Source organism: Pseudomonas sp. HY2-MNA-CIBAN-0224, assembly GCF_040310285.1.
Classification (GTDB): Bacteria; Pseudomonadota; Gammaproteobacteria; order Pseudomonadales; family Pseudomonadaceae; genus Aquipseudomonas; species Aquipseudomonas helleri.
Map to the genome: position 1 here is coordinate 1 of NZ_JBEOPQ010000079.1, position 19840 is coordinate 19840.

Sequence of the window (19840 nt, forward strand, 5' to 3'; positions counted from 1 at the left end):
GTAGGAGCGAGCTTGTCTCGCGATCTTTTGATCTTTAAAAGATCGCGAGACAAGCTCGCCCCTACACAGCGGTTTAACTCCCCCTCCCCTAGACACACAGGAAAAAACATAAGACGATCCAGCCGTAAGTTGACCAATTTCACCTATAAGAATAATCAAACCATGTCTACTCAACTCTCCACGCCCTTGCGGCGCGTCAGCGTTTTGGCCACGGATCAGGTGTTCGCTTCTACCCTGATGCAAGCCAAGGATTTCTTTCACCTGGCCAGCCTGCGCCACGGTAAACAATTGGGCCAAGGCTTCAATGCCAGCTTTGAAACCCGTCTCGTCAGCCCCGACAGCCTGCCCGTAGGCAGTTTCAGCAATGTGTTGCTGCCCGTCGATGGCGGCCTGGATGACGCTGACATCATCATTCTCCCCGCCTTCTGGGGCGACTTTGACACCCTGTGCCAGCGCTATCCGCAGGTCATGCCATGGCTGCGCGAGCAACATGCACGCGGCGCCGTACTGTGCGCGGCCGCCACCGGGGTGTTCTGGCTGGCAGAAGCCGGCTTGCTCGACGGTAAAGAAGCCACGACGTACTGGCGTTTTTTCAACACCTTCGCCGAACGTTTCCCACAGGTGCACCTCAATCAGGACAAGCACCTCACCGACGCCGACAACCTGTATTGCGCGGGCGGTCCTACCTCGGCCTGTGACCTGTACATCTATTTGATTGAGCGTTTCTGCGGCGCAAATATCGCTCAGGCCGTGGCCCGCGACATTCTGTATGAAGTGCAACGCAACTACTCACCGGGGCGCATTGGCTTCGGCGGGCAAAAGCTGCATCAAGACGTGATTATTTTGCAGATTCAGCACTGGCTCGAAGAGCACTTTGCCGACAAGTTTCGTTTCGAAGACGTGGCCCGTGAACACGGCATGAGCATCCGCAATTTCATGCGCCGCTTCCAGATCGCAACGGGGGACAAACCCCTGCATTACCTGCAGCGCTTGCGCATCGAAACCGCCAAGGGCTTGCTGTCTGCCACCCGCAAAAGCATCAAAACCATCAGCTACGACGTGGGCTATGACGACGCCAGCTTCTTTGCGAGGCTGTTTCGCCAGCACACCGAACTGTCGCCCAACCAATACCGACAACAGTTCCAACAAGCCGCCTGACTCCCATTGCAGGTGCGAGTTAGCCTCGCGATCTTTTGATAATCACAAGATCGCGAGCCAAGCCCAAAGCCCGGCAACACATTAAGGCTTGTGCGCCCGTGTCAGGTATTCGTGGGATTGCATTTCGAGCAAGCGGCTCAGCGTACGCTGGAACTCGAAGCTCAAACGACCACCGGTGTAGAGATCTTTTAGCTCGACTTCAGCCGAGATGATCAGCTTGACGCCACGGTCGTAGAACTCGTCGACCATGTTGATAAAACGACGCGCGATGTCGTCGGTTTTAACGTCCATTTGCTCGACACCGCTGAGGATCACGGCATTGAAGATCTTGCCCAGCTCAATGTAGTCGTTCTGGCTACGCGGGCCATCGCACAACTCGCGGAAATCAAACCAGGCCACATCATCACAGGTACGCAACGCACGAATGGTGCGATTCTCGATGACCAGGTCATCGTTCTCGACCGCCCGCGTGGAGTTGTGCGTCAACGCTTTGAAGCTCTCGCGCAGGCACGCTTCTGAGGCCTCATTGAGCGGGAAGTGATACAGCTCGGCTTGCTCCAGATGGCGCAAGCGGTAATCGACACCGCTGTCGACGTTGACGATATCGGTGTTCTGCTTGATCAGCGCAATGGCCGGCAAGAAACGGGCACGTTGCAGGCCATCCTTGTACAGACCGTCCGGAACGATGTTGGAGGTCGCCACCAGGGTCACGCCGTTCTTGAACAGCTCTTCCATCAGGGTGCCGAGAATCATGGCGTCGGTAATGTCCGACACAAAGAATTCGTCGAAACAGATCACCCGCGCTTCATCGGCAAAGCGCTTGGCAATGATGGTCAGCGGGTTTTTCTCGCCATTGAGGGTGCGCATTTCTTCGTGCACACGCTTCATGAAGCGGTGGAAGTGCGTACGCACCTTCTGCTTGAACGGCAGGGCATCAAAGAACGTATCCACCAGGTAAGTCTTGCCCCGGCCCACACCGCCCCAAAAATACAGGCCTTTGACCGGCGTGATGTCTTTTTTGCCAAACAGCTTGCCCAGCAGGCCAGGCTTGCTCTGCGAAGACGCGACCAAGTCGTCATAGAGACGCTGCAGGTGACGCACAGCGTTTTCCTGCGCGGCATCGTGGAAGAAGTCCGGGCGTTTCAGATCAGCTTGATATCGTTCTAGAGGCGTCATAATTCGCTAGCTGGGCAACAAAAACGGGCCGACACTTTAGCGACGGCCCGGGGGAATGGCAATCAAACCTGGGACGAAACGTCGCAGTTTGTCAGTCTTGCGCAGGCACCAAAGCCAGGCGCAACGCTTCGATTGCCGCATCACGTGCTGCGTCATCGGCAAATGCCGGGCTGTCGGCAACACTCGCACCGTCCAGCCAAACGCTGAAACTCAAACCGTCAGCGCGTACATCCAGCGCTTCACCCGATTGCAACTGCTTGGTCACCTGGCCCGCCGTTTTGCCATCGGCGAAGCTGCGCGACAGCAGCAACTGCTCGCCATCAGCGCTCAACAGACGGAAACGGAAGCTGCCGTCTTCATCGCGGAAGCTGACAAAACGCGGGCCTTTGGCGGCCTTCTTTTTGCTTGCCGCCGTGGTTTGCGCAGCGTTCTCAAACGAACGCAGGCCCACGGCTTCGCGCAGTTCATCCAAAAATGGCGTTGCGATCGCACGGGCTTTTTGCGCGCCGGTCTTAAGAATGTCTTCCATGTCTGCAGGGCGCGACATCAGGTCGTGGTAACGCTCGCGCGCTTCGCCCAACTCAGCGTCCAGCAGCTTGAACAGACGGTCTTTCGCCTCACCCCAGCCCAAACCCTGCAACAGCTCGCTGCGGAACTCAGCCGACTGCTCAGGCGTCGAGAACGCCTGGTACAAGGTGAACAAGTGCGAGTTGTCCGGATCTTTGGCTTCGCCCGGCGCACGGGAGTCGGTTACGATCCGCGAGATCGCGCTTTTCATGTCTTTGGCGCTGGTGAACAACGGAATGGTGTTGTCGTAGCTTTTCGACATCTTGCGACCGTCAAGACCAGGCAAGGTCGCCACGCTTTCTTCAATCAATGCTTCAGGCATGGCGAAGAACTCTTTGCCATTGCCGAACAAGTGGTTGAAGCGCTGACCGATATCACGGGCCATTTCAACGTGCTGGATCTGGTCACGACCCACCGGCACTTTGTGCGCGTTGAACATCAAGATGTCCGCGGCCATCAGCACCGGGTAGCTGTACAGGCCCATGGTGATGCCCGCATCCGGGTCTTCACCGTTTTCCAGGTTCTTGTCTACCGACGCTTTGTAAGCATGCGCACGGTTAAGCAGGCCCTTGGCCGCCACACAGGTCAGAAACCATGCCAGCTGCGGGATTTCCGGGATATCAGACTGGCGATAGAACGTCACACGCTCAACATCCAGACCGCCCGCCAGCCAAGTGGCTGCGATTTCCTGACGCGAACGCTGAATGCGCTGCGGGTCATCACATTTGATCAGGGCGTGATAGTCGGCCAAAAAGTAAAACGAGTCGGCGTTGCTGTCACGGCTGGCAAGGATTGCCGGGCGGATAGCACCGGCATAATTGCCCAGGTGCGGCGTGCCGGTGGTGGTGATACCGGTGAGGATACGAGTACGAGTGGTCATGGGTAATCGCTTATCAGGCTGTATCAATTCAAAAGGCGTGGCGCTACCAATTCTTTGAGTTCGGGCAGCTTGCCGTGAAAAAAGTGTCCGCATTCTGCCACTTTCAGCAGCTCATGGGGGCGCGAGAGGTCTTTTGACCAGTCATAAACCAATTGCGGATCAATCACTTCGTCGGTTTCAGGCTGGATAACCGTGATCGGGCACGTCTGTGGCAGCGCATCTTCATCACGCAAACGCATCACCGCAGGCGCGACCATAAACAGGTGTGCGAGCTTCACACCTTCCGCCTCCAGTCGCCCGCCCAGGCTGGCGGCGACAAAACCGCCGAATGAAAACCCCAACAGGGTCAGCGGCAGATCCGGGTATTGGGCACGCAACCAACGGGCAGCCGCCAACGCATCGTCGACTTCGCCGGTGCCCATATCGTGGCTGCCGGCACTGGCGCCCACGCCACGATAATTGAATCGCAACGTAACAAGACCCGCATCGCGCGCAGTGCGCTGCAGGGTCGAGACCACTTTATTCATCATCGTCCCACCCTGCACCGGGTTGGGATGGCACAGCAGCGCGAGGCCGCGCGACTCAGCAGAATCGAGGTATAAAGCTTCCAATTGGCCAACCGGGCCATCAATCACTACGGGGGTTTCGCGGGTAAGCAAGAAGGAACTCCGTGACCTCAAAGTGGGTCGACACGTCTAGCTGATAGATTCTGTCTGGCATATTTGCGAGTGCATCGCGGTATACAGCGCAGGTCCGAGCCGTTAACGTAAAGCAAAGCCGTTTATAGAGGAAGGACTCGTGGAAAGCTCGCTCTTAATTTGGTTGTTGCCGACCCTGGCTCTGGTTGCCGGTGTCGTCATTGGTTTTCTGGTCGCTCGTCTGCTGCCGAACGCCGCGCCTAATCGCACGCAGCGTCAGCTGGACGATATCCAGGAACGTTTTGATAACTATCAGGGTGAAGTCGTTACCCACTTCAACACCACTGCCAATTTGGTGAAGAAACTCACCCAGAGCTACCAGGAAGTACAAGATCACCTCGCCGAGGGCGCCAACAGCCTGGCCCTGGACGAGCAAACACGCCAACGTCTGCTGGCTGCCCTGCACTCTGAAGCCCCACAACCGCACCGCGAGCGCCTGACCCCGCCGCACAGCTCCGAGCCGCCAAAGGACTACGCGCCAAAAAGCCCGAACGCCCCCGGCATGCTCGATGAGCACTACGGCCTGAAGAAGTAATTCACCCGGCCAGACGCTCAACAAAAAGCCCCGCGATCAGCAATGATCGCGGGGCTTTTTTAGTGGGCGCTGGCGTCGCAACCAAGGCTGCGAACTCAACCTGCCACGTTACGGGTACTGTTGAACCTGACCCTGCTGCTGGTAGTTCATGCCCGGAATCGGCATCAGCGTAATTTGTACACGGCGGTTCTGAGCTCGACCGTCCGGGGTGGCGTTGCTGGCAATCGGGTCTGCCGGGCCTTTACCGATCACCGACAGGTACTGACCGCTGACGCCCTGCGACGTCAAATACGTTGCAACGCTTTGCGCACGCTGTTGCGACAACTGCTGGTTGAAAGCGTTGTTACCGGTGCTGTCGGTGTAACCCACGATCTGGATCTGCTGCTGGTTGTTCAACTGCTTTAGCGAATTGGCGAGGCTGTTAAGCGGTTGATAGAAGCTTGGCGCAATGTTCGCAGAGCTGGTGGCAAACGTAATGTTGCCCGGCATCACCAGGGTAATGTTGTCGCCTTGGCGCTGCACTTCAACGCCGGTGTTGGCCATGCTGGCGCGCAGTGCGGCTTCTTGCTTGTCAGCGTAATAGCCGTAGCCTGCAGCCCCCAGACCCGCGACCGCAGCGCCAATCAGCGCACCCTTGCCACGGTTGTTGTGGTCAATGGCAGCACCGGCAACAGCACCGGCCAAGGCACCCAGACCACCGTACTTGGCGGTATTGCTCATGCCCGACGAGGCCTGGCCCTGGTTGTCATAAGGGTTAGGAGAGGCGCAGCCGGCCAACAAGGCAATCGCACTTGCAGCAACAATCAAACGACGCGAGATAAACATGGTGAAGCTCCTACTTAATCTTTCTGGGTCAAAGGCCGCTGGCAGTAGACCTCTGTGGAACGTTGGAACACGACCAACGGTAAAAATTCCATTACATCTTGTTTAAGCACTGTTTAAGGGCGAACAAACGGGTTCTCCCGCATTTCATCGCCTAGACGAGTATCCGGGCCATGCCCGGTCACCACGGTGGCGTCCTCATCCAGCGTATACAGCCGCTGCTTGATCGAACGCACGATAGTGGCCTGATCACCGCCCCATAAATCCGTGCGCCCAACGCCGCGACGAAACAGCGTATCGCCCGCGATCAACAGCTTAGACTCAGAAAACCAAAAACTCATGGACCCAGGCGTATGCCCCGGCGTGTGCAGTGCAACACCGCATCCACAGGCCAACTCTTCATCGTCGGCCAGCCAGCGATCAGGTGGCGGCACCGGCGTATACGGCACGCCAAACAATCCGCATTGCATCTCCAGGTTGTCCCACAAAAACTGGTCTTCCTTGTGCAAATGCAGCGTAGCTCCGGTTTTTTCCTTGAGCTGACCCGACGCCAAAAAGTGATCCAGATGCGCATGGGTATGGATGATGCTCACCACCTGCAAACCCAGCTTTTCCAGACGCGCCAGAATCAACTCATGATCGCCACCCGGATCCACCACAATGGCTTTTTTAGTCACCGGATCACCGATGATCGTGCAGTTGCATTGCAACGGCCCGACGGGGAAGGTTTCACGGATGAGGGTGGGTTTTGTGCTCATGGTTCAGGCTTCCAAATCTGTTTAAAACCGCTCAAAACTTCAGCCCCACGCTCAACGCCACAAAGTCGCGGTCGCTGAGGGTGTTGTAACGCCCGCCAAAGAAGTTGGTATACGACAGGCTGCTCAAGTAGGTGTTTTCGTATTCGGCATCGATGCCCAGGCTGATGGCCTTGCGGTCTTCGTTGAAGGTGTTGTCCGGGCCCGGTGAGTAGCCGCTGACGTCATGGGACCAGCCCAGGTTGGGTTTCAGGTCGAGGCCGGGCAAGACTTTGTTGTAGTCCCACACCGCACGGGCACGATAGCCCCAGGCATTGGCCGTGGTAAAGCCGTCGTGGCCGTCAGAACCAAACACCGGGTCACGCCCGTAGCGCGCCTGTGCACTGCTTTCCAGCCCGCCGACGTGGATCACTCCGACCTCGCCGGTCAGCGTCAGCCGATCAGCACCCATGGCGTTGTCGAAGATGTGCCGCAAAGAGGTCTGGAACTGGCTGATCTCTTTGCGCCGATATCCCTGGTTATCAGCACCCGGCGTTACGCTCAGGGGGGACGCATCGGCAAGGCCGGGCAACAGGGTCACGTTGGCGTACAGCAGGTCGTTACTGTTGAGTTGTACCGGCGCGTTGGGGCGGTAGCTCAGTTCGCCTTTCCAGACCGTGCCTGTGGATAACGTGGTGTTGAAGCTCAACCCATACAGGCGAATGTCTTCGGGGTATTCAACGTAGTAGCTGGCGTTGCCGCCCACGATCATCGGCGCCAGGCTGCCCGCACCGGAGGCAGTGTTGTACACCGATTGCGACGCCGCACGACCGCTGAGGATCGGGTCACGGCTGTGGTAGTTCATAAAGAACGCACCAAAATCGGTGTCCAGCGGCTCAAACACGTAGTGCAGGGCCAGGCCAAATTGCCCGCTGTTGCGCGCATCACGATCAGCCCCGCGACGCACCAGCACGCCCTCCTCGTTCACCTCGACTCCCGCCGAGGTCAGCGCGGCAAGGTCGGCGACATTCAGTGCAGAGCGCTTGCTCATCACCCGGTAATTGCCGCTGCAGCCATCGGCCATCACGTCAGATTGCGAGAAGAACGTCCCGCAGTTATCGGCTTCGGACTGTTCCCAGTCGAGCTGATAAAAGGCTTGGGCAGACAGGTTGTCGGTCAGGCTTTGTGAAACGTAGAACAGGTTGACCGGGACCAGGCCATCTTTGAAAGCGCTGCCGGGGCGTCGATAAGCGGAAACGTCCGTGGGGTTAATCGTATTGATCCCACCGCCGATAAACTCACCTTCGCCCCAACTGACCACTTGTTTGCCTACACGCACCGACCCTGGCTGATCGCCAATCGCGTAGTTGTGATAGACGTAGGCGTCCAGCAGTTGCGTGCCGGCCGACTGCGCCGACGCTCGGCGACCGCTGTTACTGATGGGTTTGAAGGGGCGACTGTCGTCTTGCAGCTCAAAGTCGTACCAGTACTTGCCGCGCACATAGAGGCCGCTGTCGCCGACCTTCAGTTCCAGGCCGTGAATGCCGGTGAAAATTTTCGAAAAGGTTTCGCCGCGTTTGAAATTGAGACGGCCATCGTCAGAGATTTCAGAGTGACCTTTACCGCCATTGTTGGCGCCGATGAATTTGCTGTCAGCCTTGGCGGTGGACCAACTGGCGCGGATGGACAGTTCGGAGTCCAACTGGCCTTCGACTTCGCCAATGTTAAAGCTCACGCCCCAGGCGGGCCCGGCGAGCACCGAGGCGAGGCTGACTGCCAAGGGCAGTTTGGCTCGGCACCAGAACCGGCTGACTGAGGGCATTGATACTTCTCCGTGCGCACGCTGCAATAAGCCCGCAAGGATGAAGGAAAACCAGAATTTGACAAGATCATCTACCAACCAAGCCTCTGTAGGAGCAGCCGGTCGACGCTCGATTGCCTCGCGATCTTTTGATAGCTGAAAAGATCGCGAGGCAAGCTCGCTCCTACAGACGGTGGTGCGGTCAATGCATCTCGGTGAAGGCCAGTTTCACGCCAAGCGCGACCAGTACCGCGCCCATGGTGCGGTCAAACCAGTGGCCCATGCGGGCAAAACCGGTGCGCACGCGCTGATGGCTGAACAACATCGCCACGATGCAAAACCACACGCCCGTCGCCACCGCCAGGTAAACGCCGTAACCGGCCTGGATCGCCAGCGGGGTGTGCGGGTTGATCACAACGGTAAACAGCGACAGAAAAAACAACGTCGCCTTGGGGTTCAGCCCGTTAGTCACAAAGCCCGAAGTAAAGGCGCCGCGCGCGGTGCGCTCACCCACCGGCAACGCCGCAGCAACAGCGGCAGGGTCCGCAGGCTTGGCGCGCAGGGCCTTGAAGCCGATGTACAACAAGTACGCAGCCGCCAACCACTTGAGCGCGTTAAACAGCACAATCGACTGCGACACAATGATCCCGATACCCAGCAACGAATACCCCACATGCAGGAAAATCGCCGAACCCACGCCCAGCGCGGTAAACATCCCCGCACGTCGACCGTGGGTCACGCTTTCACGCACGACCACAGCAAAATCCGGCCCCGGGCTGGCCACAGCCAACAAGTGAATCAAGGCGACAGTCAAAAATTCTGTCCAATACATGCACGGCTCCATTACAAATTGTTTCTTCTGTTAGGCTCGACACCTTACGCCTTCACTCGACAGCACAAAAGGTACAGTTGATGACGAATACTCACCGCGCAGTCTTCCTTGATCACCCGTCTCTTGACCTCGGCGATCTTGACCTCAGCCCCCTGCGCAATGCGTTCAGCGAGCTGCAGTTGTACACAGACACCACGCCAGACAACATCATCGAGCGCTTGCAGGGCGCCAGCGTCGTCATCAGCAATAAAATCCTGCTCAACGCCACCACCCTCGCCGCCTGCCCGGACCTCAAGCTGATTTTGGTCGCTGCCACCGGCACCAATAACGTGGACCTTGAAGCTGCGCGCGCGCATGGCATCACCGTTGCCAACTGCCAGGGCTACGGCACGCCATCGGTGGCGCAACATACGCTCGGCCTGCTGCTGGCGCTGGCCACACGGCTGGTCGATTACAACAAGGCCGTGGCCGACGGCAAATGGCAGCAGGCCAAGCAGTTCTGCCTGCTGGACTACCCGATTGTTGAGCTGGAAGGCAAAACCCTTGGCCTGTTTGGCCATGGCGAGCTGGGCAGTGCAGTGGCCAAACTGGCCGAAGCTTTCGGCATGAACGTGCTGATCGGGCAGATTCCCGGCCGCCCGGCCCGCGCCGACCGCCTGACGGTGGACGAGTTGCTGCCACAGGTCGACGCCCTGACCTTTCACTGCCCGCTCAACGAACACACGCGCCACTTTATTGGTGCCCGCGAACTGGCGTTGCTCAAGCCCGGCGCGTTTGTGGTGAACACCGCGCGTGGCGGCATGATTGATGAACAGGCGCTGGCTGATGCCCTGCGCAGCGGCCACTTGGGCGGCGCGGCCACCGACGTGTTGAGCGTCGAACCGCCACGCGACGGCAACCCGCTGCTGGCCGATGACATTCCGCGCCTGATCATTACCCCGCACAGCGCCTGGGGCAGCCGTGAGGCGCGGCAGAGAATCGTCAACCAACTCACGCAAAACGCCGAAGCCTTCTTCAGCGGTACAGCGCTACGCGTCGTCAGTTGATAAACTGCGCTCCTTTTTTGAGGAGCAGAGTATGGATCCGCGCAGTGAAGTACTGCTTCGTCAGCCTGATTACTTTCAGGGTTCGGTACTGTTAGTCGGTTTACCGGCTGACGAATTGCTCAACGCGCTGCCCGATGCCCACGGCTGGTGCTGGCACGCGGGCGATCAGGCGGCACTCGATGCGCGCTTTGCCAGGCGCGTGCACTTTGGCGTCGAAGTCCCGGAGCGGGCCTTCGACACCGCTGTGGTGTTCCTGCCCAAGTCCAAGGAACTGAGCGATTACGTGCTCAAGGCCGTGGCCGCTCGCCTGCCCGGCGCCGATGTGTTTTTGGTCGGCGAAAAGAAAGGCGGCATTGAGGGCGCGTCCAAGCAACTCATCCCTTTCGGTAAGCCGCGCAAGCTCGACAGCGCGCGGCATTGCCAACTCTGGCAAGTCACCGTCGACAACGCCCCGGCAACCCCGGTGCTTGAGCAACTGGCACAGCATTACGAGCTGGAACTGGCCGAAGGCCCGTTGAAAGTCGTCAGCTTGCCGGGAGTTTTCAGCCATGGCCGCCTGGATCGCGGCAGCGCCTTGTTGCTTGAACACTTGGATAAGCTGCCCAGCGGCCATCTGCTGGACTTTGGCTGCGGCGCGGGCGTGCTCGGTGCAGCGGTCAAGCGTCGTTATCCTCATAACAGCGTCACCCTGCTCGATGTCGACGCCTTCGCCACCGCCAGCAGCCGTCTGACATTGGCTGCCAATGGTCTGGAAGCTGAGGTTATTACCGGTGACGGAATCGACGCTGCGCCGATGGGTTTGAATGCCATTTTGAGCAACCCGCCGTTCCATGTCGGCGTACACACCGATTATCACGCGACCGAAAACTTGCTGAAAAAAGCGGTCAAACATCTGAAAACAGGTGGCGAAATCCGACTTGTGGCCAATAGCTTCCTGCGCTATCAACCGCTGATCGAAGAGCAATTCGGGCACTGCGCCGTCAAGGCTGAAGGACAGGGTTTTCGGATCTACAGTGCGAAGCGTCGCTGACAGTTTTTGAAAAACAGGGCTTGCCGGATCGGATTTGCCTAGGCAGAATCCGCTCCGTCCTAGGGGAGTAGTCTCCCACGAGCAACACGCTCGTCCGGCATGCGTCAACATACTTGGTCAACAGACCATGGCGCATGCGACCCAGGCGTCCGCACAGACGGACCAGGGTTTGACAAGACCTATGACACGAACACCTTACCCGGGGCGGGAAGGCTGTACGTGTCATAGCCGTGTCGACCCGCCCCTGGAAAATTACCTGATGATGCTCGACTCCTTACTCATTCCAACTGCAATCGTTGCCTTGGCCGAAATCGGTGACAAGACGCAATTGCTCGCCCTCATTCTGGCCGCGCGCTTTCGCAAGCCCTGGCCCATCATCGCCGGCATCATCGTCGCGACCCTTGCCAACCATGCTGCAGCCGGTGCCGTTGGCGCCTGGTTCAGTACGTTCTTCACCGATGTGATGCTGCACTGGATCCTCGCCGCGAGCTTTACCGCGACGGCACTGTGGACCCTGGTGCCCGACAAAATGGACGACGACGAAGCCAGCACCGCGCGCAAATACGGCCCGTTTGTCACGACGCTGATCACGTTCTTCATTGCCGAAATCGGCGACAAAACCCAGGTCGCAACCGTGATGCTGGCGGCGCAATACCCGGATTTGTGGCTGGTGATTATCGGCACCACCCTGGGCATGCTGATTGCCAACGTGCCGGTGGTATTGGCCGGTAACTTTGCTGCCGACAAACTGCCCCTGACCCTGATCCGTCGCCTGGCAGCGACCGCGTTCTTCGTGCTGGCTCTGGTGGCCGTATACAACGCCATGGTGACGAGCGGCTGGGTGTAGCCGGCCCCTGATTACCGTGGGAGCGGGCTTGCTCGCGATGGCATCACCGCGATCAATGATTCAGACCGCGCCCGCCGTATCGCGAGCAAGCCCGCTCCCACACAAGGCCTGCACGCCTCAGGTTTTCGGGGCCTGTTGATACAGCGGCATCACCTTGGGAATCGCCGCTTCCAGCGAGGCAATCCGACTGCTGGAGGCCGGGTGGGTACTCATGAATTCAGGCGGCGAGTTTTGCGAAGCCTGGCCCATTTTCTGCCACAGGGTAATCGCGGCGTTCGGGTTGTAACCCGCACGCGCCGCGAGCTCCAGGCCAATCAGGTCTGCTTCGTTTTCATTGCTGCGACTGTTGGGCAACGTCAGGCTGTAATTAACCACGGTATCGGCCAGTTGCATGCTGTCCTGGCCCAAGCCGAGCAAGGCGCCCGCGCCCTGTTTGGCGATCTCGACACCGTACGCCTTGGACATGGACTCACGCCCGTGTTCGCGCAAGGCGTGGGCAATTTCATGGCCCATGACCGCCGCAATCTCGTCGTCACTCAAGTTGAGCTGTTCGATGATCCCGCTGTAGAAAATGATCTTGCCGCCAGGGCCGCAGTTGGCGTTGAGTTCGTCGCTCTTGATCAGATTGACCTCCCAGTTCCATTGCGCGGCATCCGGGCGAAACACCGGCGCCTGGGCAATCAGCCGATTGGCAATGGCCTGCAGGCGCTTGGCGTTGGCACTGGTTTTGTCCAGCACTCCTTTGGCGTTGGCCGTGCTGACGGTTTCCTGGTAGGACTGTGCGTACATTTGGTCAACTTGCTGGCTCGACAGCATGCTGAACATGTACTGCTTGCGCTCAACCCCCACCGCGCCGCCCTGGGTGGTGTTCACCGCCTGGCAGCCACTGAGCAACACTCCTGCGCCCAGCGCGCACATTACCGCTAACTTACCCATCGAGGCTCTCCATAAAGACGGTCCATAAAGGTGGCGCGCATCGTATCTCAACCCGGCGTCAGGCACTCAGGCGCATTGAGTTTGGGATCGTTGACCAGATTGGCCAAGGGCCGCTCGCGCAACGCGGCTTGCGGGCTGGCGAGCAGCGCTTGCAAGGCCGGCAGCGGCGTCTCGGGATCAAGCCAGGCTTGCTGCCCGGCCTCATCAAGTATTAAAGGACGACGCTGAGTAGCCGCCGCCTGGGTCACCACGGCAGTGCTCAGCCACACATGCCCTTCGACCGGATACGCCTCCCAGATCCCGGCAAAAAACAGCGACGAACCCACCCCCGGCGTCAGCCAATAAGGCCGCTTGCGCGCAGTGCCCCGCCATTCATAAAAGCCGTTGGCCGGAATCAGGCAGCGCCGCTGGCGAAAAGCCTCGCGAAACATCGGCTGTTCCGCCAGGGTTTCGGCACGGGCATGGGCAGGCGTGCGCGACAGGTCGGTCATCCACGACGGCGTCAGCCCCCAACGCGCCCGCGCCAGCTCTCGCTGCCCGGGCTCCTGGCCTGCGCGCAGGATCAACACCGAGTCGTTGGGTGAAATGTTCCATTGGGCCTGCTGGTCCGCCGGGAACCCGGGCAAGGCTGCAAAGGCAGGGCTCCAACGAAACAAGGCAAAACGTCCACACATGGGGCTGCACAACTCTTCTATATAGATACAGTGAAAAAAGGCTGCTCAGCAGTCCAGTACACCCGCAAAGCTTTCAGGCTCATCACCCGCCAGCGGCGAGGCGCCATTGTACGCATCGATCAACTCGCGTGCCTGTAACGCTTGCTCATTGGCGACCGCCAACCCCAGCAAGCCCAAGGCTGGCAACTCGCCCGTACCGCCCACCAGGTCACGCCCCTGCAAGCACGCAACGATGCCTTCACTGGCAAGCATGCCCAGTAAAAGTTCAGCTTCCATCAAATTTTCCGGCTCGTAGATTCGCTGCATATCACCTGCCTGCTACTCGTTTTCACTGTGTACATCGAGCATCCACTCCTGGCCGTCGGTCTGGAGCGTAAACACAATCGGCCGGCAACACACCGCGCAATCTTCAATGTACTGCTGATCGCCCCCCGTCAGATCAAGCACAGCTTCGCCTGGCTCGCCGCAATAGGGGCAATCGTAGTTCTCAGTTTCAAGCATCGCGGTCTCCAGAGTGACTTATGCGTATAATCGCCGGTCTATTAGCAGGGCCCTATTTTTGTCCTGCCCTGTGTATTAATCCTAGCCGCTTCCAACAAGAGAACATGATGGGCGAATTCGATACCATCCGACCTTACAGTGACACTGAAGTCCCGGCTGTTCTGGCGCGACTGCTCAGTGACAAGGCTTTTCTAGATATCCTCACCCACTTTCGCTTTCCACGCCTGGCGGGTGCATTCGGCTGGCTGTTAAAACCCCTTATAGCGCATCGCCTGCGCAAAGAGTTCGCGAACGTGACATCGGTCGCGAGCTTGCAAGACAAGGTCGAGGTGTACGTCGACCGCACCATTGAGCATGCCACAGACGGCGTGACCTATACCGGCGTCGAGCAATTGAAGTCGGGCACCGCCTACCTGTTTCTGGCCAACCACCGCGACATCGTGATGGACCCGGCCTTCGTCAACTACGCCGTGTACCACGCAGGCCTGCCAACCCCGCGCATCGCGATTGGCGACAACCTACTGCAAAAGCCTTTTGTCAGCGACCTGATGCGCCTGAACAAAAGCTTTATCGTGCACCGCTCGATCACCGGGCGCCGTGAAAAGCTGGCGGCGTACCAACTGCTGTCGGCGTACATCAACCACTCGATTCGCAACGACGGCCAATCCATCTGGATCGCCCAGGCGGAAGGCCGCGCCAAAGACGGCGATGACCGCACCGACTCGGCGATCTTGAAGATGTTTCACATGAGCCGTAAAAACGAGCCTTTCGCCGAGGTCATTCAGTCACTGAACCTCACCCCGGTGTCGATCAGCTACGAATACGACCCGTGCGACCAGGCCAAGGCTCGCGAGCTTTACATCCGCGCGACCACGGGCACTTACAGCAAAGCCCCCGGCGAAGACGACACCAGCATTGCCAACGGCATCACCGGCTACAAAGGCCGTGTGCACGTAAACTTTGCGGCGCCGATCAGCGAAGCGTTCGAGGACAGCAAGCTGCTGGCCACCGAAATGGACCGCCACATCCTCACCGGCTACCGCCTGTTCCCGGCGCACTACTTGGCGTATGCCCAGTGGGCCGATGCAGACCCGCAATTGCAGGTGCCGAGCGCAGCCGAAGTCTTCCCGGAGCAAGAACTGGCCAAGGCCCAGCAAGAATGGCAACGCCGCCTCGACGCCTGCCCTGCCGAGCATCGCCCGTATCTGGTGCTGCAATACGCAATGCCGGTGCGCAACCAGTACCGCGTCAAAGCAGGCTTGCCGCTGTAGGAGCGAGCTTGCCTCGCGATCTTTTGATCTTTAAAAGATCGCAAGGCACGCCAGCCTCTGGCAAAACATGACAACCGGCCTAAATTGCCCTGTCACCGTATCGTCATGAAGAGAGGCCACTCTGTGGCCCCTCGACACTGACACGGAGCTTGTCATGCTGCACGCTGAAAACCAGGACCGCCTCTATCTGATCGCCCCGAGTGATGAACAACAGGCATTGATCGAGAGCTTTTCCTTCAACGTCCAAGATCGTCACTGGCTGGTCTATTGTGCGCTCAGCGGTCACACCCATGCCGACCTGCCCGAGCTGGACCTGCTCACCGGCATCAGCCGCCTTGAGCCCTACGCCGAGGCTGCATGAACCTGCCAGACACAAAAAAGCCCGAACTCAAGCCGTTCGGGCTTTTTTGTGGATCGATGTTTACTCGCCGAGCAAACGACCGACCGACGGGTCTTCGAATACGCGCGTCAGGGCATCGCTCAACACGTCGCTGACCAGCTTGGTGTTGGTTTCCTGATTCGGTGCCATGCCGAAACGCTGATCCAGCGAGGCGCTGTAGCGACCGCTGTAAGAACGGCCGCCATTGCGCACGTCAGAGCGGAAGGCCGCACCGATGGTCGCTTCGGTCACGTACATGGTGTCTTTAGGCGACTGATACTTGAGTTCAGACAAGGTAACGGTCAATTGCGGCGCGTTCCCGCCATTGGCCGTCGGGGTGTAGCCCAGCAAACGCACAGCGGCTTCGGCCTGAGCTTGCAGCTTGGGGATCACATCGGCGCTGCTGACGTTGATCGAGCTGGTCTCCGGGTACATGCCACCGCGAGTGCCCAGGGTTGGCGAAGGACGACCATCCACCACGCGCACGACCACAGGCTGACCACGGCCGACAGGCGCGAGTTGTTTGGTCAGTTTAGGCTGCGGACTGAGTTGTTGCGGGCTGTGGGCGCAGCCGACCAGAGTCAAACTGGTCACAGTGATCAAACCGAACAACAGGCGTTGCAACATGCTCATCTCTCCAGGACTGGATAAAACCGGACGCCAGTATAGCGGTGCTGTACCTGCGGTCACCAGCCGCTTGCTGTCACCACCTTGTCATGGCCGATACATCGTCATGTCACGACCCACCGGTAATGTTTGACCTACTGACTCAACAGGTGCTCCCCATGAACAGGTCATGGTCGTTATTCTCGTTTCTGCAACCTCATCGCTGCTACGCACGCCTGGACTCCATGGGCCGCTGCCAGGCTTTTAAACAGTGCAAACAACCGCCGGTCGGCGACAATTGGGTCGAGATCGAAGAAATTCGCCTCAACTGGTTGCACCAGGTACTACCTGCCAGCGCCCGTATGCCTGCGCGGGCAACGCGTTCAGCGGTGCTACCCGCACTCGGCCTCTGACAGACGCACCAAGAAAAGTCATTTAACAGGATCAATTGCCCACGTTTCTTCGCTACAATCTCCCCCCGATTATAAGGACGTCTCCTGATCGGGCCTCGCAGCATCGCTAATGTGCTTTTATTAGCTCCTTCGTACCGCCCACAGAGAGCCGCCCACACAGATCATGTGAAGCTGGCAGCTTGCTGTTTCCAACACCAATCTGCGCCTTTGCCCGATCTGCCAGAGCTGCCATGTTGCTCGGCCTGTGCGTGCATACGCGCGCGCCAGTAGCGGTAGCCCTTTTTTGAGGTTCACGTCTTCAAGAGAGCGTGAAAAAAACGGGTTTTCACAACTTCACAAGAGTGTGGCGAGCAAATGAAAAGTTTTGCGTCTGAACAAGCACCATTAGCGTCTGCAACATCCTCACCCAGCAGGAACTTGATCGGCTCCAGAGCACGGGACTGAAAGCCTGTCCGCTTACGGATTGGGTTGCACAAACGGACGCTCTTGACCTTAAGTCGAATTGCCTCCCGAGCACTGAAATGCGTTCATATGAACCTTGAAGGCCCGGTTGGCGGCGTCCGCTGAAGCTGCAAGAAATTGCGATGAATCGGACATGGCGATCCTTGTCATGAGTGACCAGAGCCCCTATCTAAAACAGGCCTTGGTACACCTGGCAGCTATGCCGTCAATTAGGTGCCGTAGATTTTGGAGACGCGTTAATGGCGCATAACGAAGCAGTCGACGTAGTACTGGTTGGAGCGGGCATCATGAGTGCCACCTTGGCCGTGCTGCTCAAAGAGCTCGACCCTGGTATTACGCTGGAAGTTGTTGAGCAGATGGATTCGGGTGCTGCAGAGAGTTCCAACCCGTGGAACAACGCAGGCACCGGCCACGCTGGCTTGTGCGAATTGAACTACACGCCGCAAGCGGCTGATGGCTCGATCGACATCAAAAAAGCGGTGCACATCAATGCCCAGTTCGAAGTGTCCAAGCAGTTTTGGGCCCACCTGGCCCAACAAGGGACCTTCGGTTCGTGCAAGTCCTTCATTAGCCCAGTACCTCATCTGAGCTATGTCGAAGGCGAAAAAGGTGTGGCCTTTCTGAAAAAACGCTTTGACGTGCTGAGCAAGCACCATGCGTTTGCCGACATGGAATACACCGAAGACAAAGCCAAAATGGCTGAGTGGATGCCGCTGATGATGCCGGGTCGCCCTGCGGACCAGGTGATCTCGGCCACCCGCGTCCAGCACGGGACTGACGTTAACTTCGGCGCCTTGACCCAGCAATTGCTCAAGCACTTGGCCAGCGCTGAAGGCACGCAGATCAAGTACAGCAAAAGAGTCACTGGCCTCAAGCGCAATGGCAGCGGCTGGACCGTCAGCATCAAAGACATCAACAGCGGCAGCACTCGCCACGTCGATGCCAAATTCGTGTTCCTGGGTGCTGGCGGCGCGGCCTTGCCATTGCTGCAAGCCTCGGGCATCGAAGAAAGCAAAGGTTACGGCGGCTTCCCGGTGAGTGGCCAATGGCTGCGTTGCGACAACCCGGAAGTGGTCAAGCACCACCAGGCCAAGGTATACAGCCAGGCGGCCGTAGGTTCGCCACCGATGTCGGTTCCACACCTGGACACCCGTGTGGTTGACGGCAAAAAATCGCTGCTGTTCGGACCTTATGCCGGCTTCACCACCAAGTTCCTCAAGCACGGCTCGTTCCTTGACCTGCCAATGTCGATCCGCCTGGGTAACATCGGCCCGATGCTGGCCGTTGCCCGCGACAACATGGACCTGACCAAGTACTTGATCAGTGAAGTGCGCCAGACAATGGAAGAGCGTCTGGAATCCCTGCGTCGCTTCTATCCACAGGCCAAGGCTGAAGACTGGCGCCTGGAAGTGGCCGGCCAACGGGTTCAGATCATCAAGAAAGACCCGAAAAAAGGCGGCGTGTTGCAGTTCGGTACCGAACTGGTTGCCGCCAAAGATGGCTCGCTGGCCGCCCTGCTGGGTGCGTCACCCGGTGCATCGGTGACCGTGTCGATCATGCTGGACCTGATCGAGCGCTGCTTTGCGCAAAAAGCCACCGGCGAGTGGGCTGCGCGACTCAAGGAAATTTTCCCGGCACGGGAAAAGACTCTGGAGACCGACGCCGAGCTGTATCGCGAAATCAGTACCCGCACCTCCGAGTTGCTGGAACTGGTTGAGCCAAAAAAGGCTGATACTCAACTCGCGTAACCCAACGCTGGCGCATTGATTGGCCACCCAAAGCCCCTGCCCTTCCGGGTCAGGGGCTTTTTGTTGGCTTAAGATCTAGCCCATCGTGAACAGCACCCGTGTGCCGCCATTGCGTATAAATTCGTCATCGTCCGGCACGGCAATCAGTTCAGCCGCACACGTGGCTGCAACCGCCCCCGTTGACTTGGCCTTGGCCCAGCGGTTGAGGGTTGCCTCACCCGGCGCAAGGTGGCCAAAACCGAAGTGACAGGCCTGCTCGCCCTGACGATAGGTAAATGCTTCTGCGCCTCTGGCGACGGGCAGGTAATACATCAGCTCCTGGCTGGACTTGGGTGCTACTACAAAGTCATGCCCGGCGTTGTCCGGGTCTTCCCGCCATGAAAAATCATCTCCTGGCGTGATGGCATGGGCGCTGGCATTAAACACCTCTACCTCCAGCACCTCATCAGCCGCCAAGGCAGCCGAGCCCAAAGCGATAAGCCCTGCTCCAAAGACCAATGTTTTTATCACATCGTTAAGGCGAGTCATGGTTCGATTCCCTTCAAGTTAAAAGACAGCCCAAAGTCCTTTTGGGCACCCTTGAGTATTGTTCGCCCACACAAAAACACCCCGTCGCAAAATGCGCAGGTTAGGTAGGAAGTGTCTTTATTGGTGCTTATATAGCGGTGTAGGAGCGAGCTTGCCTCGCGATCTTTTGATCGTCTGAAAGATCGCGAGGCAAGCT

22 protein-coding genes and 1 riboswitch are annotated in these 19840 nt (G+C 58.4%); of the genes, 9 read left to right on the forward strand and 13 right to left on the reverse strand.

The genetic code is table 11. The annotated features are described in order from the left end of the window. The first annotated feature begins 261 nt into the window (after positions 1 to 261). Complete coding sequence (locus tag AAEZ03_RS23465) at positions 262 to 1158, forward strand: GlxA family transcriptional regulator (RefSeq protein ID WP_173430618.1); 897 nt, start codon at positions 262 to 264, stop codon at positions 1156 to 1158. An 81-nt stretch (positions 1159 to 1239) separates the two neighbouring features. On the opposite strand, the gene zapE is transcribed toward AAEZ03_RS23465, so the two are convergent. The 3 genes from zapE to AAEZ03_RS23480 all read right to left on the reverse strand — a co-directional run bounded on the left by zapE (position 1240) and on the right by AAEZ03_RS23480 (position 4440). Next, the gene (gene zapE, locus AAEZ03_RS23470) at positions 1240 to 2334 is read right to left on the reverse strand and encodes a cell division protein ZapE (protein ID WP_123751349.1); all 1095 of its coding nucleotides are present in this window, start codon (positions 2332 to 2334) and stop codon (positions 1240 to 1242) included. A gap of 91 nt (positions 2335 to 2425) precedes the next feature. Then, positions 2426 to 3781 carry a tryptophan--tRNA ligase gene (locus tag AAEZ03_RS23475; protein ID WP_048367217.1) on the reverse strand — a complete coding sequence of 452 codons (1356 nt, stop codon included), beginning with the start codon at positions 3779 to 3781 and terminating at the stop codon, positions 2426 to 2428. Positions 3782 to 3804: 23 nt separating this feature from the next. Next, entirely contained in the window at positions 3805 to 4440 is a 636-nt protein-coding gene (locus AAEZ03_RS23480; RefSeq protein ID WP_350581914.1) for an alpha/beta hydrolase, read from the reverse strand. A gap of 139 nt (positions 4441 to 4579) precedes the next feature. Here AAEZ03_RS23480 and AAEZ03_RS23485 point away from each other — a divergent pair, with 139 nt between their 5' ends. Then, positions 4580 to 5014, forward strand: coding sequence for a Z-ring associated ZapG family protein (locus AAEZ03_RS23485; RefSeq protein ID WP_048367220.1), 435 nt, complete (start codon positions 4580 to 4582; stop codon positions 5012 to 5014). Between the two features lie 108 nt (positions 5015 to 5122). On the opposite strand, the gene AAEZ03_RS23490 is transcribed toward AAEZ03_RS23485, so the two are convergent. The 4 genes from AAEZ03_RS23490 to AAEZ03_RS23505 form a co-directional block, all read right to left on the reverse strand. Further along, positions 5123 to 5839 (reverse strand): YiaD family glycine zipper/OmpA-like lipoprotein, encoded by a 717-nt coding sequence (locus AAEZ03_RS23490; protein ID WP_048367221.1) that lies wholly within the window; start codon positions 5837 to 5839, stop codon positions 5123 to 5125. A 113-nt stretch (positions 5840 to 5952) separates the two neighbouring features. After that, a complete protein-coding gene (locus tag AAEZ03_RS23495) occupies positions 5953 to 6594 on the reverse strand; it encodes an MBL fold metallo-hydrolase (RefSeq protein ID WP_350581916.1) in 642 nt (213 codons plus the stop codon). 31 nt (positions 6595 to 6625) lie between these two features. Next, positions 6626 to 8392: a DUF1302 domain-containing protein gene (locus tag AAEZ03_RS23500; RefSeq protein WP_350581918.1), complete on the reverse strand. Its 1767-nt coding sequence runs from the start codon at positions 8390 to 8392 to the stop codon at positions 6626 to 6628. Positions 8393 to 8573: 181 nt separating this feature from the next. After that, the gene (locus AAEZ03_RS23505; protein WP_048389931.1) at positions 8574 to 9203 is read right to left on the reverse strand and encodes a LysE family translocator; all 630 of its coding nucleotides are present in this window, start codon (positions 9201 to 9203) and stop codon (positions 8574 to 8576) included. An 80-nt stretch (positions 9204 to 9283) separates the two neighbouring features. Between AAEZ03_RS23505 and AAEZ03_RS23510 the strand changes: the two genes are divergently transcribed. The 3 genes from AAEZ03_RS23510 to AAEZ03_RS23520 all read left to right on the forward strand — a co-directional run bounded on the left by AAEZ03_RS23510 (position 9284) and on the right by AAEZ03_RS23520 (position 12126). Beyond that, complete coding sequence (locus AAEZ03_RS23510) at positions 9284 to 10249, forward strand: 2-hydroxyacid dehydrogenase (RefSeq protein WP_048389933.1); 966 nt, start codon at positions 9284 to 9286, stop codon at positions 10247 to 10249. Positions 10250 to 10280: 31 nt separating this feature from the next. Next, a complete protein-coding gene (locus AAEZ03_RS23515; RefSeq protein ID WP_350581920.1) occupies positions 10281 to 11279 on the forward strand; it encodes a methyltransferase in 999 nt (332 codons plus the stop codon). Between the two features lie 49 nt (positions 11280 to 11328). Next, positions 11329 to 11450: riboswitch (yybP-ykoY riboswitch) on the forward strand. Between the two features lie 91 nt (positions 11451 to 11541). Beyond that, positions 11542 to 12126 (forward strand): TMEM165/GDT1 family protein, encoded by a 585-nt coding sequence (locus AAEZ03_RS23520; RefSeq protein ID WP_278938399.1) that lies wholly within the window; start codon positions 11542 to 11544, stop codon positions 12124 to 12126. 117 nt (positions 12127 to 12243) lie between these two features. Here AAEZ03_RS23520 and AAEZ03_RS23525 read toward each other — a convergent pair whose 3' ends face one another. From AAEZ03_RS23525 to AAEZ03_RS23540, 4 genes are read right to left on the reverse strand one after another with little or no spacing between them, the layout of a single operon-like run. Next, on the reverse strand, positions 12244 to 13062 hold the full coding sequence (locus tag AAEZ03_RS23525; RefSeq protein WP_123751345.1) for a M48 family metallopeptidase: 819 nt from the start codon (positions 13060 to 13062) through the stop codon (positions 12244 to 12246). A gap of 47 nt (positions 13063 to 13109) precedes the next feature. After that, the gene (locus tag AAEZ03_RS23530; RefSeq protein ID WP_048367233.1) at positions 13110 to 13736 is read right to left on the reverse strand and encodes an SOS response-associated peptidase; all 627 of its coding nucleotides are present in this window, start codon (positions 13734 to 13736) and stop codon (positions 13110 to 13112) included. 45 nt (positions 13737 to 13781) lie between these two features. After that, positions 13782 to 14042 (reverse strand): putative signal transducing protein, encoded by a 261-nt coding sequence (locus AAEZ03_RS23535; RefSeq protein ID WP_048367234.1) that lies wholly within the window; start codon positions 14040 to 14042, stop codon positions 13782 to 13784. A gap of 12 nt (positions 14043 to 14054) precedes the next feature. Next, positions 14055 to 14237 (reverse strand): CPXCG motif-containing cysteine-rich protein, encoded by a 183-nt coding sequence (locus AAEZ03_RS23540; protein ID WP_153335300.1) that lies wholly within the window; start codon positions 14235 to 14237, stop codon positions 14055 to 14057. 107 nt (positions 14238 to 14344) lie between these two features. On the opposite strand from AAEZ03_RS23540, the gene AAEZ03_RS23545 reads away from it, so the two are divergent. Both AAEZ03_RS23545 and AAEZ03_RS23550 read left to right on the forward strand, forming a co-directional pair. Further along, positions 14345 to 15508, forward strand: a complete 1164-nt coding sequence (locus AAEZ03_RS23545) for a 1-acyl-sn-glycerol-3-phosphate acyltransferase (RefSeq protein ID WP_173430615.1) — start codon at positions 14345 to 14347, stop codon at positions 15506 to 15508. Positions 15509 to 15662: 154 nt separating this feature from the next. Beyond that, positions 15663 to 15869 carry a hypothetical protein gene (locus tag AAEZ03_RS23550; protein WP_048367237.1) on the forward strand — a complete coding sequence of 69 codons (207 nt, stop codon included), beginning with the start codon at positions 15663 to 15665 and terminating at the stop codon, positions 15867 to 15869. 60 nt (positions 15870 to 15929) lie between these two features. Here AAEZ03_RS23550 and AAEZ03_RS23555 read toward each other — a convergent pair whose 3' ends face one another. Next, entirely contained in the window at positions 15930 to 16514 is a 585-nt protein-coding gene (locus AAEZ03_RS23555; protein WP_153335299.1) for a YajG family lipoprotein, read from the reverse strand. Positions 16515 to 16672: 158 nt separating this feature from the next. Between AAEZ03_RS23555 and AAEZ03_RS23560 the strand changes: the two genes are divergently transcribed. After that, entirely contained in the window at positions 16673 to 16906 is a 234-nt protein-coding gene (locus AAEZ03_RS23560; protein WP_048367239.1) for a hypothetical protein, read from the forward strand. Between the two features lie 701 nt (positions 16907 to 17607). Continuing rightward, positions 17608 to 19116 (forward strand): malate dehydrogenase (quinone), encoded by a 1509-nt coding sequence (mqo, locus tag AAEZ03_RS23565; protein ID WP_153335298.1) that lies wholly within the window; start codon positions 17608 to 17610, stop codon positions 19114 to 19116. Between the two features lie 75 nt (positions 19117 to 19191). On the opposite strand, the gene AAEZ03_RS23570 is transcribed toward mqo, so the two are convergent. After that, the gene (locus AAEZ03_RS23570) at positions 19192 to 19644 is read right to left on the reverse strand and encodes a hypothetical protein (protein ID WP_350581927.1); all 453 of its coding nucleotides are present in this window, start codon (positions 19642 to 19644) and stop codon (positions 19192 to 19194) included. Between the last annotated feature and the right edge of the window lie 196 nt (positions 19645 to 19840).